The organism is Proteus sp. G2675, from assembly GCF_963886535.1.
Taxonomy (GTDB): Bacteria; Pseudomonadota; Gammaproteobacteria; order Enterobacterales; family Enterobacteriaceae; genus Proteus; species Proteus mirabilis.
The window spans coordinates 15,251-32,908 of the sequence record NZ_CAWPCB010000004.1 but is presented as its reverse complement, the minus strand read 5'-3'; the positions used below and the strand labels follow the sequence as shown (position 1 = coordinate 32,908).

Sequence of the window (17,658 nt, the reverse complement as noted above, 5' to 3'; positions counted from 1 at the left end):
ATTAAAAATAGTCGCGCAATAATCGTTAGTTACCATAAGCTTGTTATTCATATTGTTTTAACCCACGGTTAGTAAAACTGTATTTTGGTCGACATGTTTTTTATCGGTCTGAACAACGTCTAGCTTATTATCATCATTAGTAATGATGATCATCGTTGTTGGATCATAGCCTGCGGCTATTATCGCATCTAAATCAAATTCAATTAGCGTATCACCTTTTGTCACCTTCTGACCTTTAACGACACAGCATGTGAAGTGCTGTCCCGCTAAGTTAACGGTATCAATCCCCACATGGATCAGCATTTCAATATTGTTAACCAGTGTTAAGCCAATCGCATGACCAGAAGAAAAGGTAATATCAACAACGCCATCTGCAGGTGCAATCACTTTTCCTGTTGTGGGGATAATTGCCATGCCAGGTCCCATAATGCCAGAAGCAAATGTTTCATCATTAACCTCTGAAAGTGCAACCGTTTTACCTTGTAGAGGTGAAATTAACCCAACAGGTAATTTACTATTCGCTATTTGTGGTTTTTTGTTGGTTGATGCAGCTTGTTTATTATTTTCTTCTTCGTCACGGATTGGGTCATCAGTAGGATCATCAAAACCAATAATAAGCGTTGCAATAAAAGTGGCTACACTGGCAATCAATAAGGTGATTATTGCATTTACCACTTGGTTATCTGTATCAGATATCCACATTGGTAAACTTAATAACCCCGGAGTGACATAGACGAACGCTTTTAACTTAACAATACCAGCAAATAATCCTGCAATAGCACCACCAATCATACAAGCGTACATTGGTTTTTTCAGTTTGAGGTTAACCCCATACATAGCGGGTTCAGTTATACCACCAAAAAAGGCGGTAATACTGGCAGAAAAAGCTAATTGTTTTAAGGTTTTGTTTTTAGTACGTACAGAAACAGCTAAAGAAGCAGCAGCCTGAGACATATTAGAACATAGCGCCATCACACGAATAATGGGATCAAAGCCTTTTTGTTCCACTAACATAATACTGACAGGACTAAGTGCTTTATGCATACCAATAGATACTAACCATGGATAAATAGCCACTAATAATGGAATAGCAATAAAACCGGTGTGCTCTTGGATTAAGATCACCCCATCAGCAATTAATTGAGCGAACCATGAAGTGACAGGACCGACCGCAATCAACGCAATAGGTGTCGAAACTAAAATCACCAATAAAGGCACCATAAATACTTTAACCATTTCTGGCACAATACGAACAATAAAGCGTTCTATATAAGACATCATCCAAACAGTAATTAAAGCAGGGATCAGTTGAGATGAATATTTAACCAAAGCGACAGGAATATGCATAAATTCGACAGGCTCACCGGCTTTAACTAAGCTTGTCCATTCAGGGCTGACCATCGCTAAACAGACCATCGCAGCTAAATATTGGTTACAATTAAATATTTTCGCCGCCGAGAAACCAATAAATACCGGCATAAAATAGAAGGCCGTATTAAAGATAAAGTTAAGGATATAATAGGTTTGGTCACTTTTATCCAACCAACCAAGCATCGTTAATACAATAAGTAACACTTTCCCCATACCGGCACCCGCTAACAGAGGGATAACCGGAGCGATAGAGCCAGTAATTGCTGATAATATTTTATTTACGATAGACTGTTTCTTCTGGTCTTTATTATTATCATGAGGAGTATTATTTGTTTTTATCATTTTTGTTAGTTCATTAAATACTTTATCAACATCATTACCGATAACCAGTTGATATTGTCCTCCCTTCATCACATCAGATAATATTTTACTATTTGCTTTGGCTTTTGAAGGATCAATTTTATCTTCATTATGTAATGTAAAACGTAATCGAGTGGAGCAGTGTACTAATGACTTTATATTATCCTCGCCACCAACAATAGCGAGAATTTGTTTTGCAAATTCTTTATAATTCATAGCATTGCCTTTTATTTATTCTGTAAAAATAAATTAAAGATATATGGATAGAGTTGGTTATCGCCTAACCAACTAAATTTAAATGATTTATTATTACGGCATATTTTTTATTTATTCATCTTTTTATTATCCTCTGCAATTTTTGCAATATGGATTATTAGATATAAAATTTCATTGTCATCTAAGGTGCAATTATATTTATCTTTAATAAATTTACTTATTTTCAAACAGCACATATAAGGTTGATGGTACTTGTCTTTTATTATATCGAGTAACTCATTTTCTAAAGGTTCGTGATCATTTTCAGGTTGTGAAAATAATCGGATGGAGAAATAGCGAAGGTGTGTCACAAAACGACGATAATTTAACGATCCTATGTCGTACTCTATATTTAAATAATATTTGACTATATTAGTAATGCTTTGGATAAAGTGGGTCACTTTGTAGGTTTGCTGAATATTATCGTTTGTTCTAATACTGGCGATATGTAATGCAATAAATCCTGCTTCATCTTCTGGCATTGAAATGTTAAATCTATCATTAATTAATTTTAAGCCATAAAGACCAATATCAAACTCTTCACTATAAAAATTTTTTATCTCCCACAATATTTTATTTCTTATAAAAGTCCCTTCTTTATACCGTTCAATGCTGGCTTGAATATGGTCGATCAATGCAATATAGATACTATCTTGTGTATCTAAGGTCATTTTTTCTTTTGCATACTGAATAATATTGTCCGCAATTTCTACGTAATCTAACGTAATATTCGATAAAAGATCGAGCACTCTCTGCGGACAATTTTTAGGACTTAAGATAAATTTTTTGGTTATTTGTTCAGATGTTATCTCATCACCTACTTTTTTGGCGTAGGCAATCCCTTTTCCCATGACGATAATTTCTTTTTCTGCTTCATCCAGAGAGATCACAACACTGTTATTTAATATTTTTTTAATTTTCATGTTCATCTGGCATGCTCAAAAATTTTCTTTTATTAAGGCTTAAAAACGCAAAAACCCATTTGTAGACAAAAAATACTTTTCATCTACAAATGGGTTTTGTGTAGTAAGCCAGGTACTATTACAATCCCTACGTTTACTAGGACGTTAACATGGGATATTTATATCGTCAAACTTAGCACGGTAAAGTTAGTAATAGATCACATATTTATCCGACTTATTAAAAAAGGGATTGTTTAAGGTAAGAACGATACCGGCTGATGGCTTTATATTTTAATTTATAACCATATGATAATATTTTATAAAAAAATAAATATCCTCTAGGTTAGTTCGAACACTTAAAAATAACTTTTTTATCAGAAAAAATGACATTAATATCATTAGTATAAGTTTATTTTAATATAATAGGTCTATCTAAAGGTAAAAAATGTTAAAAATCAGAATATCACGCCCTTCAGAAGCACCTGAAATCATACAAATCTGGAAAAATTCAGTCGATGCTACACATGACTTTCTGACAGCTGACGATCGCCAAGAGATTGAAAAAGAAGTTATCGGTTTTTTTTCCGAAACACCGGTATGGGTTGCTACTAATCAAGAAGATCGCCCACTCGGCTTTATGTTTTTACATGACGGTCATCTAGAGGCACTTTTTATCGATGCATCAGCACGCGGGTTAGGGATAGGAAAACAGTTAATATCACACGCATTAACTCTTCATCCTAATTTAAGCGTTGATGTCAATGAACAAAATCAGCAAGCCGTCGGTTTTTATCAGCATATGGGCTTTCAAATATCTGGACGTTCGGAGTTGGATAATCAAGGAAGAGCGTACCCATTATTGCATCTAAGTAGAGCTAAGGCGATCACCCTTTAGTTTTACAAGCTTGTACGTATATAGATTGCTATAACTCTAGAATAGAGAAATACCTTTATGCTTATTACTTACGCACGATGAATATTAGTAAAAGCGGCTTTATGTTTACCTCTGCAGGGGAATAGCGAAGTAACTTGCTCAATACTCAATAAAAGAAAGCGTATCTAGCGAAATAGATATCCTGCACAAATATGAGTCTAAGATAACTAAGTAGCAAGTTTCAAATGCCCAAACTTCTCACGCTTTGCTTTCATTTCTTCTTCAAGGCGACGGGACTCCTGCCCTGTTTCAATCGCCGTAGAGGTTGTTACCGAACGAATAAGTTGAGTACGAGTTGGTTTTGTTACTTGAACTAATTCATTCTTTTTCATACTAGTCTCACTTCAAACGGGCGATAGTGCATTTTATTATCGTTGTTTTATATTCAATGTAGATTATTTTTCTAGTTAAAAATTAGCCAGTTGTTTTTCTAAATTAGGGCAACAGGATAACTGCAAATCTGAAAAGTCGCTTAACTTAGTGTGTCAATCAGAACCTTGGCTAATATTTAATCTTAAAGACCAAGCTTATTCTTTTAAAACTTCATACGGTGTTTTACCAGCATGAGCTGAATGGAATCGATGACAATTAAATATCACCGTAAAATAAGACATAACAACAAACGTTCCTATAAAATCAATTAATCCATCTATCAGCGGAACTGACATGACTATAAAACGAGCATATATGAATAACCGGCGTGCTATAAATCCCAATTAAACTAATATTTTGTGTTTTTTCTTGCGATCCCCTTTTATGATGGTTAAATAGAATTGTAAAGTTTTGTTTAACCATCAAAGGGTATTGAAATGAAGAAAGTTTTAAAATGGGTGTTGATTGTTCTTGTTGTGCTAATCATTATTGGCATATTTGCCGGCAAAGATAAAGATGGTTCTGATAAAAAACCAGAAGCAGTAAAATCTTCTGAACAAAAAATAGCAATGACAGACAAAGAATACAAGATGGCTGAGTTAATCATTAACAATGATGTGATGAATTCACTGAATGGTAATGATTCACAAATAACTACAGATTATATTCGTGTTACAGCTAGAGAGATGCAACAGACTTATGCTAGCAATGAGGCAAGAGGAGATAAAACCTATAAAGGTAAGAACATTATTATTACAGGCATTATTAAATCTATAGACTCAAGTATTGGCGATATACCTGTTGTTAGCTTAAACACAGGAGAGATGTTCTCTACTGTAAGACTTCATCTAGCAAAACCATACAGAGATATGGCTGCTGATTTAGATAAGAATCAAAAAATAACACTTGCCTGTGTTGGTGACAGCGTAATTATAGGCTCTCCAGGGCTAAAAGATTGCAAACCGGTACCTGCTGTCGCATCAAAAATAACAAACGAGCAAATGAAGTTTGTTAATAAATTTATTAAGGGAAACAATGAAGTACCTAATGAAATAAAGCAAATAGTATTACTTGCTAAAGTATTAGGTAAAGAAACAGGTGATTTCTCTCAATGCCAAGATATTAACTCTCAATGCATGAATGACTCAGTAAAAGTATTAAAGAGTATTAGCAAAGAAAAACTACAAGAAGAAGCTAAGTTACTTGGCGTTGAAATGTAGCTTTTAGGTACAACTATCCTGATTAAATTTTAAAACAAGGGCATCCGTGCCCTTTATTGTTTTCTGCAAGCACCAATCCAAACTTATTCTGAATATAGCCAAACGGTGGATTTGTATAGTCTAAATACACATAACGCTACACTTTCACAGAACATCATAAAAATAAGCCATCACTCATACTTTTATTGGCAAAGATATTTAGATGATTAAAGCAACACACTGAAACCTTATGGTATGATGCCGTATGATGTTTGTGAAATAAAACCAGATAGAGTTTAACAACCAACACTCACAAACGAGATAAACTTCAATACGTTAAGAAAGACGACACCATGACTGACAGCCAAAATTTCGAATCCCACACCCCCATGATGCAGCAGTATCTTAAGCTTAAGGCAGAGCACCCAGAAATCTTACTGTTTTATCGTATGGGTGACTTTTATGAACTGTTTTTTGATGATGCTAAAAAAGCCTCACGCTTATTAGATATTTCATTAACAAAACGAGGTCAGTCGGCAGGTCAACCTATTCCTATGGCTGGCGTTCCTCATCATGCGGTTGAAAATTATCTGGCTAAATTAGTGCAATTGGGGGAATCCGTTGCCATCTGTGAACAAATTGGTGATCCGGCCACCAGCAAAGGCCCTGTTGAGCGTAAAGTGATCCGTATTGTCACACCGGGCACCGTTACGGACGAAGCGCTACTTGAAGAGCGCCAAGACAATCTATTAGCCGCTATCTGGCAAGATAAAAATGGCGCTTTTGGTTATGCCACTTTAGATATTACTTCTGGACGTTTTCGGGTCACTGAAATGCCGGATAGCGAAAGTATGGCTGCTGAACTGCAACGCACTCACCCTGCAGAACTACTCTATCCAGAAACCTTTGAGTCAATGGCATTAATTGAGCGTCAGCAAGGTTTACGCCGACGTCCAATTTGGGAATTTGAGTGTGAGACCGCCAAACAGCAACTTAATTTACAGTTTGGAACCCGTGATTTAACTGGATTTGGTGTTGAAAATGCCCGACTTGCACTTTGTGCCGCAGGTTGCTTATTACAATATGTTAAAGATACGCAACGCACTGCGTTGCCTCATATTCGTAGCATTACCATGGAGCGTCCACAAGATACCATTATCTTAGATGCAGCTACTCGCCGTAATTTAGAATTAACCCAAAATCTTGCTGGCGGTTGTGATAACACCTTGGCATCTGTACTTGATCTGTGCGTGACCCCAATGGGAAGCCGTATGCTCAAACGTTGGATACACACCCCTTTACGCCAGCGTGAACAATTAATTAAACGCCAAGATGCCATTAGCGCCTTACAACCCCTCTATTTTGAATTACAGCCTTTTTTACGTCAGGTGGGTGATTTAGAGCGGGTACTTGCTCGTTTAGCATTGCGATCCGCTCGTCCTCGTGACTTATCACGTATGCGCCATGCCTTTCAACAATATCAAGATATCCACCAAGTGCTTGATCAGGCGGATATGCCCTATATTAAAGAATTACAGCAGCGTATCAGCCAGTTTGATGAGTTGCGTGAATTACTGGAAAATGCCATTGTTGAAACACCACCCGTATTAGTACGCGATGGGGGGGTGATAGCCTCTGGTTATAATGCAGAATTAGATGAATGGCGAGCACTGGCTGACGGTGCGAGTGACTATCTTGAAAAGCTTGAAGTTCGTGAACGTGAAAAATGGGGTATTGATACCTTAAAGGTTGGCTTTAATGGGGTTCATGGTTACTACATACAAGTCAGTCGCGGCCAAAGCAATTTAGTTCCAATGCACTATGTGCGTCGTCAAACACTGAAAAATGCTGAACGCTATATTATTCCTGAACTAAAAGAGTATGAAGACAAGGTATTAACCTCTAAAGGTAAAGCATTAGCAATTGAAAAAATGCTCTACGAAGAGCTTTTCGAAAAACTATTACCTCATCTAACCGCCTTACAAACCAGTGCTGAAGCGTTAGCTGAAACCGATGTTCTGGCTAATCTCGCTGAGCGTGCAGAATCACTCAATTATACACGCCCTGAATTAACAGAAAAAACAGGTATTCAAATCACTGGTGGACGTCACCCTGTTGTAGAACAAGTACTGAGTGAGCCATTTATCTCAAACCCTCTACAACTCGCGCCTCAACGCCGTCTACTCATTATTACCGGCCCTAATATGGGCGGTAAAAGTACCTATATGCGTCAAGCGGCATTAATTACGCTACTGGCTTATATTGGTAGTTTTGTGCCCGCAGAAAAAGCGGTAATAGGCCCAATTGATCGTATTTTTACCCGCGTGGGTGCTTCTGACGATCTGGCTTCGGGTCGTTCAACATTTATGGTGGAAATGACAGAAACCGCAAATATTCTTCATAATGCCACTGAAAACAGTTTAGTGTTAATGGATGAAATTGGCCGAGGCACTTCTACTTATGATGGGCTTTCTCTCGCTTGGGCTTGTGCCGAAAATTTAGCGAATCGCATTAAAGCGATGACACTCTTTGCCACACACTATTTTGAATTAACGACACTGCCAGAAAAACTAGAAGGCACTGCCAATATTCACTTAGATGCGGTAGAGCATGGTGAGACTATTGCCTTTATGCACAGTGTTCAAGAAGGTGCTGCCAGTAAAAGTTATGGTTTAGCGGTTGCGGCATTAGCCGGTGTGCCAAAAGAGGTGATCCGCCGTGCAAAGCAGAAATTAAAAGAGCTGGAAACCCTATCTGGTCATTCAGGGGCAAGCCATGTAGAAACGTCACAACTAATGTTATTAGCAGATATTGAGCCTTCTGAAGTTGAATTAGCATTAAATAAAATTGATCCGGATTCATTAACACCAAAACAAGCGTTGGAATTGCTCTATCACTTAAAAGAGCTAAATAAATAACAAAAGAAAAGCCGATTAGTTAATTTAACTAATCGGCTTGATAACGCATTGGGCACCTAAAGCAACTAGTTCATCTTAAAAAGTGCCTCTATGCATAATCCTTGCCCTTGCAGAATATCTTTTAAACGACGTAATCCCTCAACTTGGATTTGACGAACCCGCTCTCTTGTCAAACCAATTTCTCGACCAACATCTTCTAATGTTTCAGCCTCGTAACCCAGTAATCCAAAGCGACGCGCTAATACTTCGCGCTGTTTTGGATTTAATTCAAATAACCATTTTACGATATTTTCCTTGAGGTTATTATTTTGAATGGTTGCTTCTGGCCCTTCTTCATTTTCGTCTGAAATAATATCTAGTAAGGCTTTATCTGAATCCCCACCAATCGGTGTATCAACGGAAGAAATACGTTCATTTAAACGTAGCATTTTGCTGACATCATCGACGGGTTTATCCAGCGTTTGCGCAATTTCTTCAACACTTGGCTCATGATCGAGCTTATGTGCTAATTCTCTTGCGGTTCTTAAATAGACATTGAGTTCTTTAACGATATGAATGGGGAGACGAATAGTGCGGGTTTGGTTCATAATGGCACGTTCAATAGTTTGACGTATCCACCATGTGGCATAGGTTGAAAAACGAAACCCTTTTTCAGGATCAAACTTTTCAACAGCACGAATAAGGCCTAAATTACCTTCTTCAATTAAGTCAAGAAGAGCTAACCCTCGGTTCGTATAACGGCGAGATATTTTAACAACTAAACGTAGATTACTCTCTATCATCCGTTGTCTTGACGGGATATCACCTCGTAACGCTCTACGAGCAAAGAATACTTCTTCTTCAGCACTCAACAATGGAGAATAGCCAATTTCTCCTAAATAGAGCTGAGTTGCATCTAACGCACGCTGATTGACTCCTTCAATGAGTTCAATTTCATCTTGAGCGTCAGATTCATTTTCAGCCTCTTTTGTTGCGGCTGCTTCATCGAACTCTTCCATGTTCTCATCAATATCATCAGTATATAACTCGTCTACTCTTAGCGTACTTTGGCTCATCAGCTGCTCCTACCCTTGATAATTTAGGTAAACGACGCTCTTAATGAGATCGATTTACCAGTTTATCGCTGTGTCACGACACAACGGGTTTACTGATTTTCCCTTGTAACGAATTACAAAATAAAAAATAACATAATCTGTTTTACTGTTAATTTACTTTATAGTTTATTCAATATATTTATTAACTATAAGTATTAGTTATTAACAGCAATTATTATTATTTTACGTATATTTATCTATACGTATATTCACTGTTTAACAAGCAATATGTGACAATGTACATCAAAAAAAAGATAAACAAAAATCCGCAATAATAAAATAATATTCAATAATATATATTATTCTAAAGATAAGACAAAAAACAAACCTATAATAAAAACAATAAGTTAATTCAATACACTATCTTTGAATACATTAGATTTTTATTCATACTTTTAACTAACGTTTTTTAGCATACTCATTCATTGTTCGATAATCAACAGTCTAATTTAATCTTATCTATAATTTGACAGAAATATCTCATTTTGCTTACGTTCCAACTAAGCAATCTTACTTAGTGAAAGAAATTTATTTTCAAGGTTTTAATTAATTTAATAACTAAAAAAGCCCTTTTGTTAATATTAACAAAAGGGCTTAATTTTCAGATTATTCACTAACAACGTTAAGCGTTTATTTATCTTTTAGGTAAATAGCTCATTGGGTTAAGTGATTTTTCTTTATAACGGATCTCAAAGTGTAATCGAACAGAACTAGTACCAGTACTTCCCATGGTCGCAATTTGCTGTCCTGCATTTACATTTTGCTGTTCACGTACCAAGATTGTATCGTTATGAGCATAAGCACTGAGATATTCATCATTATGTTTAATGATAACTAAATTACCATAACCTCGTAATGCGCTCCCTGCATAAACCACTTTACCTGCGGCTGTTGCCACAATGGGTGAACCTCGTGTACCACTAATATCAATACCTTTATTACCACCAGGCGCATTTGAGTAGCTCTCAATAATTTTACCTTGTGCTGGCCATACCCATTTACCTGTTGCGGCTGCAGGTTTAGAGGTTGCCGTTGTGTTATTACTGGTTGTTGCCGAAGTTGTCGGTGTCGAAGTCGTTGTCTTTGGCGGTGTCGTTGTTGTTGGTTTCGTGATCAACGGCCCCATTGAGCTATTATTATTTGACGGCTTAGTTTGTGCTGTCTGAACACCTTCACTACTTGGTTTATTAATTACTGAAGTATTTACATTGGTATTGGTACCGGTATTAACTTGACGGTTACCAATCTTAAGTACTTGTCCAACATTTAAGCTATATGGCTCTGGAATATTGTTCATTGAGGCCAAATCTTTTACATCACTATCCGTGATCCACGCAATATAAAACATTGTATCGCCACGTTTAACCGTATAAGTGTTACCGCTGTAATTCCCTTTAGGGATATTGTCATAATTACGGTTATACACAATGCGTCCGCTACCATCCGTATTGACATTTTGAGGGGTAACATTTTGCGTACGAGGCTGGCTTTGAGGCTGCGCGGTTGTGTTATTCACTCTAATAGAAGGAGGAGGCGTTGTTTGTAACGGAGTTGAACCTCTTTCAATAGGTGTTGCCACTCCTGCATTACTGTTAGTTGTAACAGGTGATGTAGAAACGGTACGATTTGACGAACTATCATTGACAGAGGTTATCGGTGCAGGACGATAAGGCGTGTCGGCACAGCCTGTTAATGCAAATCCGATTACCGAACACATGATTGCCCAGCGGACATGCTTAATTGGGCTTTCTGAATTCATACTTCCTTCTCCCTTTTAAAAGGCATTAGCGTCTAGCAATTTGTTGAGTAACACAAAGAGACTGCAATTTTTTGAAAATATTTCATTTATTAGTGCAGATTACGACAAGCTACAAAAAAGCAGTAATAAAAAATGGTCAGATTTATCTGGAAGTTATGCTAACTCACCCGCAATTAGGGGGACAAAGCGTACAGCCTCGATAGATTGATAGTGAAAATCATTACCTAAACGACGAATAAACTTAAGCATCTGCTGCTGTTCACCGACAGGAATGATCATCCTGCCACCATCAGCTAATTGCATCAAGAGTCGTTGCGGTACTTCTGTTGCACAGGCAGTAACAATAATAGCATTAAAGGGGCCTTTTGATACCCAACCTTCCCAACCATCACCATGACGAGTCGAAATATTATGTAAATCAAGGTGTTTAAAGCGTCGTTTTGCCTGCCACTGCAATATTTTTATCCGTTCAACTGAACTGACATGATGCACTAAGTTTGCTAATACTGCAGTTTGATAACCAGAGCCTGTGCCAATCTCTAACACAGAATCCGTTGCTTGTAATTCAAGCAGTGATGTCATTTTAGCAACAATATAAGGCTGTGAAATAGTTTGACCATTACCAATAGGTAAAGCCGTATTTTCATAAGCCTTATGGGAGAGCGCTTCATCAATAAATAGCTCTCGGGGTACTTTGCTCATAGCTTCCAACAGACGCTCATCATTGATGCCGTGTTGTTTTAACATTGTCAGTAAGTCTTTCATTGACCGACTTAACATGTTTTTTCGACCTCTGCTTTATTTAACCAATCTTTTAATAACTCAAGCGCTTTATACGCTGTTGAATCAACATGTAATGGTGTGATGGAAACATAACCTGCATCAACCGCTGCAAAATCTGTATCCGGCCCCACATCATTTTTTTCGCCAGGAGGCCCGATCCAATAAAGGGTATTTCCTTTCGGATCTGTTTGTGTATAAACATGTTGTGAAGCATGACGACTTCCACAACGTGTTATACGAAAACCTTTGATCTCCGCTAACGGAATATCAGGCACATTAATATTTAAAATATTCCCAGCTCTTAAAGGCACTCGTTGTAGCATAGCTAAAACATCACAAGTCACTTGGGCTGCTGTGTCAAAATGCGTTTCGCCATCAAGTGATACCGCAATCGCAGGTAAACCTAAGAACCGGCCCTCTGTAGCGGCAGCAACAGTACCAGAGTAAAGCACATCATCCCCTAAATTAGGGCCATGATTAATGCCAGACACCACAATATCTGGACGCGGTCTGACGAGATGATTAACACCGAGATAGACACAATCCGTGGGTGTACCTTCAACTATCGCAATATCACCATTTTCATGTCGCTGTTTACGTAACGGTCTATCAATAGTTAATGAATTGGATGCTGCACTACGATTGCGATCCGGTGCGACAATTTGTACATCATAACGCTGGCGTAAGGCTTTTGCGAGTGTCTGTATCCCTTTTGCCATAACACCATCGTCATTACTCACTAATATTTTCAGCATCAATATTCCCTAATAATATCAATTCACGGACAACGCTAGTGGCAAAACTTCCTGCTGGCAAAAAGAACGATAAAGAAACCGTAGTATCATCTAGCCAATGCCATGACATATTTTCTGGTAGCAAATTAATCGCACGGCGAGTGGTATCAACTCGCTCTTGTTGCGCTAATGACCATAATGCTTCGTAGTCAGCTAAGCTGTCGGTTTCAAATATCAGTGCTTGAGCTTGTGTACCTAAGTCACCTTTACCCGGCAATGGAGCGGTAATATGTATATCATGCTCTTCATAGCGTGTTTGTGTTTGGGCAAGTTCTGCTTCTTCTGCCACAAACCAACTTCTTTTACCGTGCAATTGCATCGCATCACCACAAAGCACTTGAGTATAAATATGACGCTCAAGTCGTTGGCTCACCAGATGATTAAACATCGCACTACGTGCAGCAGAGAGATAAAAGCTACGTTTGCTACGCTCTTTTACCCGAATTTCATTGGTTGCCCAACGCCATGCTTGGCGTAAATTGTCGCCATTACGACCAAAGCGTTGCACACCAAAATAGTTAGGAACCCCTTGTTTTTGTATCTCTACTAGACGAGTTTCCACCGATGTCACATCGGAGATATCACGTAATACTAAGGTGAAATGGTTCCCTTTTAATGTCCCAATACGTAGCTTACGTTGCTGGCGGGTAGTTGCTAATATTTCGCAACCTTCTAACGTAAATTGACTAAAGTCGGGCATCTCTTTACCCGGCATACGCAAACAAAACCATTGTTCCGTAACCGCATTTCTGTCTTTGAGCCCAGCATAACTAGCATCTCGAGGATGAATACCGGCAAATTTGGCTAACTTTTCAGCCACAAAAGCCGTATTACAACCTGTTTTTCTGACTCTAACCATCACATGTTCGCCTTCACCATCTAAGGTAAAGCCGAGATCTTCGCTGACCTTAAAATCTTCTGGTGTCGATTTTAATCGCCCTGTCGCTGTCGGTTTGCCATGTAGCCAATGAAGTTCTGGTAAATCACTCATTAAGATAAAGACTCTTTGATTAATAACACCACCGCTTCACAAGCGATACCTTCTTTGCGTCCTACAAAACCTAATTTCTCAGTAGTGGTCGCTTTAACGTTGATATCATCGACATGACAATGGAGATCTTCAGCAATATTGACACGCATTTGTGGAGTATGAGGTAGCATTTTAGGTGCCTGAGCAATAATAGTGACATCAAGATTACCAATACGGTAACCTTTAGCCATCACTCTTGAAAAGGCTTCGCGCAATAATACTCGGCTATCCGCACCTTTATAAGCCGGATCTGTATCAGGAAATAATGTACCAATATCGCCCATCGCAACAGCACCTAAAATGGCATCTGTCACCGCATGTAGTACAACATCGCCATCTGAATGGGCTAGTAGACCTTGTTCATAAGGAATTCTCACACCACCAATAATAATTGGGCCTTCTCCGCCAAATTTATGTACATCATAACCGTGTCCAATTCTCATATTATGTGTTCCTTATGCTGGTAATTTGTCGAGAGAGGAAAAATTCTGCAAGAGCCAAGTCTTCTGGTTGTGTGACTTTTATATTATCCGCACGGCCTTTAACTAATAAGGGTTCATATCCACCAAATTCCATCGCAGATGCTTCATCAGTAATGGGTACGTTTTGTGCCAATGCGTTTTCAAGATTTTGTTTTAACAAGGCCGCTGGGAAAAATTGTGGCGTTAAAGCATGCCATAGCGTGTCTCTTGCCACTGTTTTTTCAATATGGTTATCTTGTTGATGACTACGTTTCATCGTATCACGCACAGGAGAGGCTAAGATCCCGCCACAAAATTGAGGATCAAGATGGTTATCATCAATGAGTTGAATAAGATTATCCAAATCACTAAAGGACAGGCAAGGTCTTGCCGCATCATGAACTAGCGCCCATGTATTTTGCGCAAGATGTTCTGTAATATAGCGAAGCCCTGATAATACCGAATCAGCACGTTGTCCCCCTCCTTTAACGACAATAATTCGTTTATCTTTAGCAAGGGCTAGGTGATAAAAATAGTCATCTTCTGGGTTAATTGCGACAATAATTTGCGAAATGCGTGGATGTTTTAATAGCGCATTAATAGTATGTTCAAGGATAGTCAATCTGCCAATTTTAAGGTATTGCTTCGGGCAGGTTGCTTGCATTCGACTACCTATGCCGGCAGCGGGAATAACCGCCACAATAGGAAAAGTAGAGTTTGGTATATTCATTATAGTATTTATATCAAGGCACACTATTAATTCAACAAATTAACGACGTGGTTGGGATTTATCATTAACAATACGATAAAAGCTTTCATTAGGCTTTATCATGCCAAGTTCACTACGAGCACGCTCATCTAATGCTTCTTGCCCGCCATTGAGGTCATCAATCTCCGCAAATAAGCGATCATTACGCGACTTTAATTGTGCGTTTTGCGCTAATGCAGATTCAACTTCTTGACTTACTTTGTTGTAATCATGAATACCATTTTTACCTAACCACAATGAATATTGTAGAAAACCAAGTAAGATCAGAAGTAAGACTGTTAATTTCCCCATTACCACCCCCAAAATGAATGGGCTAATCATCCCACAACTCTCCCATCTGCGCCACAAAAGCGCGCAGATATATTACATGAATATTCGTATTCCCCCCACCCTTAACATAAACAATCACGCTATTTTTCAGATAAAGTATAAGTTATATGCTTAAAAGCGCGTTTTTATCTACTGGAGTGGTGAGTAAAGAAGTGGTATTTACACTGTATTTGCCGCCAAATCAGTTTATTAAAAAACCCCTTCTATCCCTACATATTTTCCCAGATAAGAGAAAATGATGTAGAGATATGATTAGCGGTAAATTTGTTGTTGCTGTAAATAAGCGAGGATTTGTTGTGTAAGCTCATTAATCGCGAGTGAGCCGTCTAAATGAATTTCTGGCGCAGTGGGTGGTTCATAAGGTGAATCAATGCCGGAAAACTGTTTGATCTCTCCTCGTCGTGCTTTTTGATAGAGGCCTTTAGGATCACGTGCTTCACAAAGGGCTAAAGGTGTATCAACAAAGATCTCAATAAATCGCCCTTGAGCAAACCTTTCTCTTACTTGTTGTCTATCTTGCTGATAAGGAGAAATAAATGCTGTTAAGACAATTAATCCGGCATCAACCATTAGTTTAGCCACTTCCCCTACACGGCGAATATTTTCATGCCTATCTTGTTCACTAAACCCAAGATCATGGCATAAACCATGGCGTAGATTATCACCATCTAATAAATAGGTGCGGATAGGCGCATGGAGTGTCGAGTACTGATATAAGGTTTGCTCTAGCGCATCAGCCAGTGTTGATTTACCTGAGCCAGATAACCCAGTAAACCAAAGTACACATCCTTTGTGTACCTGTTGTGCTTCACGCTCTTTTAACCCTATTTGATGAGGATGCCAGACAATATCTTGATGTATCGTCACTATTTTCCTCCCAGTAAGTCTCTTGCGCCCCAATGCGGAAAATGGCGGCGGATCAACTGATTGAGTTCAATTTCAAATGCATCGTATTGGGAAGTTGTGGGTTGCACGTTGTCGCGAATTTCTCGAATAAGACCAGCACCCACCGTGACATTGCTTAATCTATCAATAAAAATAAGCCCTCCTGTTTGTGCATTAAGTTGATAGTTATCCAGCACCAATGGCTCTTCAAATAACACTTCAACATGCCCAATGGCATTTAGCGCTAAACTTTCGGTCACTTGTTGAGTGAGCTTATCCACATCAACTTGATAGTGAATATTCTCTATTTTGGCACGACTTTTTTTGCCCGCTACTTTGATATCAAGGGTTTGTCCCTGTACTAACGGTTGTTCTGACATCCATACGATATCCACCAACGCATGATTGCTAACATTAGCAGTGGTATCGTTAGCATCAACAATAATGTCGCCACGACTAATATCGATTTCATCCGCTAACACCAGTGTAATCGCTTGACCCACTTGCGCCTGAGTCAGATCGCCATCAAAAGTCACAATACGTTTAATGGTTGAACGCTGTCCTGAGGGTAATACTTTGATTTGTTGTCCTTGATAAAGAGAGCCTGATGAAACTGTGCCACTGTAGCCTCTAAAATCTAAATCAGGACGATTCACATACTGTACAGGAAAACGCAATCTTTGAGATTTAGCCCCTAATTTAAATTTAACCGGCGCATCTTCAAGTAATGCCAGCAGTGTTTTTCCTGTATACCAAGGCATATTTAATGAAGGAGATACTACATTATCCCCCTCCAGTGCAGAGATAGGCACAAATTCGATAGTGAGATCGCGCGGTAATTGTTGTGCAAAGTGCAGGTAATCTTGTTGGATCGACTCAAAGATCTCTTGTTGATAATCAAGTAGATCCATTTTATTAATCGCGACCACTAAGTGACGGATCCCAAGGAGTGTGCTAATAAAACTATGGCGGCGAGTTTGCTCTTGTACCCCTTTTCGAGCATCGATCAGCAGAATAGAAAGCGTACTCGTTGATGCTCCTGTCGCCATATTGCGGGTATATTGTGCATGTCCCGGCGTATCGGCAATAATAAATTTTCGTTTGGCTGTTGAAAAATAGCGATAAGCTACATCAATAGTGATCCCTTGCTCTCGTTCAGCCGCTAAACCGTCCACCAGCAAAGCGAGATCTAATTTTTCACCTTGAGTACCAATCTTTTTACTCTCGTTTTGTAAGGTGGAGAGCTGATCTTCGTAGATCTGCCGCGTATCATGAAGTAAGCGACCAATTAAGGTGCTTTTTCCATCATCAACATTGCCACAGGTTAAAAAACGTAATAACCCTTTGTTCTGTTGTGTTTTTAAATAATTTTCTACACCACCTGATTGTGCTATTTCACCGGCGATCAGTTGGTTGGTTTTGATGGCTGCAAGTCCCATAGT

Annotated in this window: 16 protein-coding genes; 3 read left to right on the top strand and 13 right to left on the bottom strand. The window is 38.7% G+C overall.

Annotated features, from left to right (window positions below; all coding sequences use genetic code 11):
• Positions 1–57 precede the first annotated feature (57 nt).
• Both AACQ49_RS00510 and licT read right to left on the bottom strand, forming a co-directional pair.
• Positions 58–1,947: a beta-glucoside-specific PTS transporter subunit IIABC gene (locus AACQ49_RS00510; protein ID WP_004244336.1), complete on the bottom strand. Its 1,890-nt coding sequence runs from the start codon at positions 1,945–1,947 to the stop codon at positions 58–60.
• Between the two features lie 107 nt (positions 1,948–2,054).
• Positions 2,055–2,915 (bottom strand): BglG family transcription antiterminator LicT, encoded by an 861-nt coding sequence (gene licT / locus AACQ49_RS00505; RefSeq protein WP_004244338.1) that lies wholly within the window; start codon positions 2,913–2,915, stop codon positions 2,055–2,057.
• A gap of 418 nt (positions 2,916–3,333) precedes the next feature.
• Here licT and AACQ49_RS00500 point away from each other — a divergent pair, with 418 nt between their 5' ends.
• Positions 3,334–3,783, top strand: coding sequence for an acetyltransferase (locus tag AACQ49_RS00500; protein ID WP_049203397.1), 450 nt, complete (start codon positions 3,334–3,336; stop codon positions 3,781–3,783).
• Between the two features lie 206 nt (positions 3,784–3,989).
• Here AACQ49_RS00500 and AACQ49_RS00495 read toward each other — a convergent pair whose 3' ends face one another.
• Complete coding sequence (locus AACQ49_RS00495; protein ID WP_004250271.1) at positions 3,990–4,154, bottom strand: hypothetical protein; 165 nt, start codon at positions 4,152–4,154, stop codon at positions 3,990–3,992.
• Positions 4,155–4,631: 477 nt separating this feature from the next.
• Here AACQ49_RS00495 and AACQ49_RS00490 point away from each other — a divergent pair, with 477 nt between their 5' ends.
• Both AACQ49_RS00490 and mutS read left to right on the top strand, forming a co-directional pair.
• The gene (locus tag AACQ49_RS00490) at positions 4,632–5,414 is read left to right on the top strand and encodes an OB-fold protein (protein WP_036905079.1); all 783 of its coding nucleotides are present in this window, start codon (positions 4,632–4,634) and stop codon (positions 5,412–5,414) included.
• A 332-nt stretch (positions 5,415–5,746) separates the two neighbouring features.
• Positions 5,747–8,311, top strand: a complete 2,565-nt coding sequence (gene mutS / locus AACQ49_RS00485) for a DNA mismatch repair protein MutS (RefSeq protein ID WP_004250269.1) — start codon at positions 5,747–5,749, stop codon at positions 8,309–8,311.
• Between the two features lie 65 nt (positions 8,312–8,376).
• Here mutS and rpoS read toward each other — a convergent pair whose 3' ends face one another.
• The 10 genes from rpoS to cysN all read right to left on the bottom strand — a co-directional run bounded on the left by rpoS (position 8,377) and on the right by cysN (position 17,655).
• On the bottom strand, positions 8,377–9,366 hold the full coding sequence (gene rpoS, locus AACQ49_RS00480) for an RNA polymerase sigma factor RpoS (RefSeq protein WP_004244343.1): 990 nt from the start codon (positions 9,364–9,366) through the stop codon (positions 8,377–8,379).
• Between the two features lie 673 nt (positions 9,367–10,039).
• Positions 10,040–11,164, bottom strand: a complete 1,125-nt coding sequence (gene nlpD, locus AACQ49_RS00475) for a murein hydrolase activator NlpD (protein WP_004244344.1) — start codon at positions 11,162–11,164, stop codon at positions 10,040–10,042.
• A gap of 153 nt (positions 11,165–11,317) precedes the next feature.
• Positions 11,318–11,944 carry a protein-L-isoaspartate(D-aspartate) O-methyltransferase gene (locus AACQ49_RS00470; protein WP_004244345.1) on the bottom strand — a complete coding sequence of 209 codons (627 nt, stop codon included), beginning with the start codon at positions 11,942–11,944 and terminating at the stop codon, positions 11,318–11,320.
• Entirely contained in the window at positions 11,938–12,702 is a 765-nt protein-coding gene (surE, locus tag AACQ49_RS00465) for a 5'/3'-nucleotidase SurE (RefSeq protein WP_004244347.1), read from the bottom strand. The genes AACQ49_RS00470 and surE overlap by 7 nt, the downstream gene beginning before the upstream one ends.
• On the bottom strand, positions 12,680–13,732 hold the full coding sequence (gene truD, locus AACQ49_RS00460; RefSeq protein WP_004244350.1) for a tRNA pseudouridine(13) synthase TruD: 1,053 nt from the start codon (positions 13,730–13,732) through the stop codon (positions 12,680–12,682). Before truD ends, surE begins: the two co-directional genes overlap by 23 nt.
• Positions 13,732–14,214, bottom strand: a complete 483-nt coding sequence (ispF, locus tag AACQ49_RS00455) for a 2-C-methyl-D-erythritol 2,4-cyclodiphosphate synthase (protein WP_004248690.1) — start codon at positions 14,212–14,214, stop codon at positions 13,732–13,734. The genes truD and ispF overlap by 1 nt, the downstream gene beginning before the upstream one ends.
• Before the next feature lies 1 nt (position 14,215).
• The gene (ispD, locus tag AACQ49_RS00450) at positions 14,216–14,962 is read right to left on the bottom strand and encodes a 2-C-methyl-D-erythritol 4-phosphate cytidylyltransferase (RefSeq protein WP_004244352.1); all 747 of its coding nucleotides are present in this window, start codon (positions 14,960–14,962) and stop codon (positions 14,216–14,218) included.
• A gap of 39 nt (positions 14,963–15,001) precedes the next feature.
• Positions 15,002–15,292: a cell division protein FtsB gene (gene ftsB / locus AACQ49_RS00445; RefSeq protein ID WP_026090399.1), complete on the bottom strand. Its 291-nt coding sequence runs from the start codon at positions 15,290–15,292 to the stop codon at positions 15,002–15,004.
• A gap of 291 nt (positions 15,293–15,583) precedes the next feature.
• Entirely contained in the window at positions 15,584–16,198 is a 615-nt protein-coding gene (gene cysC / locus AACQ49_RS00440) for an adenylyl-sulfate kinase (RefSeq protein WP_004244354.1), read from the bottom strand.
• Positions 16,198–17,655, bottom strand: coding sequence for a sulfate adenylyltransferase subunit CysN (gene cysN, locus AACQ49_RS00435; protein ID WP_036900301.1), 1,458 nt, complete (start codon positions 17,653–17,655; stop codon positions 16,198–16,200). Before cysN ends, cysC begins: the two co-directional genes overlap by 1 nt.
• Between the last annotated feature and the right edge of the window lie 3 nt (positions 17,656–17,658).

Coding starts and splice junctions, on each gene's coding strand:
- AACQ49_RS00510 (WP_004244336.1), bottom strand. CDS start 1,947: ATGAATTATAAAGAATTTGCAAAACAAATTCTCGCTATTGTTGGTGGC.
- licT (WP_004244338.1), bottom strand. CDS start 2,915: ATGAACATGAAAATTAAAAAAATATTAAATAACAGTGTTGTGATCTCT.
- AACQ49_RS00500 (WP_049203397.1), top strand. CDS start 3,334: ATGTTAAAAATCAGAATATCACGCCCTTCAGAAGCACCTGAAATCATA.
- AACQ49_RS00495 (WP_004250271.1), bottom strand. CDS start 4,154: ATGAAAAAGAATGAATTAGTTCAAGTAACAAAACCAACTCGTACTCAA.
- AACQ49_RS00490 (WP_036905079.1), top strand. CDS start 4,632: ATGAAGAAAGTTTTAAAATGGGTGTTGATTGTTCTTGTTGTGCTAATC.
- mutS (WP_004250269.1), top strand. CDS start 5,747: ATGACTGACAGCCAAAATTTCGAATCCCACACCCCCATGATGCAGCAG.
- rpoS (WP_004244343.1), bottom strand. CDS start 9,366: ATGAGCCAAAGTACGCTAAGAGTAGACGAGTTATATACTGATGATATT.
- nlpD (WP_004244344.1), bottom strand. CDS start 11,164: ATGAATTCAGAAAGCCCAATTAAGCATGTCCGCTGGGCAATCATGTGT.
- AACQ49_RS00470 (WP_004244345.1), bottom strand. CDS start 11,944: ATGTTAAGTCGGTCAATGAAAGACTTACTGACAATGTTAAAACAACAC.
- surE (WP_004244347.1), bottom strand. CDS start 12,702: ATGCTGAAAATATTAGTGAGTAATGACGATGGTGTTATGGCAAAAGGG.
- truD (WP_004244350.1), bottom strand. CDS start 13,732: ATGAGTGATTTACCAGAACTTCATTGGCTACATGGCAAACCGACAGCG.
- ispF (WP_004248690.1), bottom strand. CDS start 14,214: ATGAGAATTGGACACGGTTATGATGTACATAAATTTGGCGGAGAAGGC.
- ispD (WP_004244352.1), bottom strand. CDS start 14,962: ATGAATATACCAAACTCTACTTTTCCTATTGTGGCGGTTATTCCCGCT.
- ftsB (WP_026090399.1), bottom strand. CDS start 15,292: ATGGGGAAATTAACAGTCTTACTTCTGATCTTACTTGGTTTTCTACAA.
- cysN (WP_036900301.1), bottom strand. CDS start 17,655: ATGGGACTTGCAGCCATCAAAACCAACCAACTGATCGCCGGTGAAATA.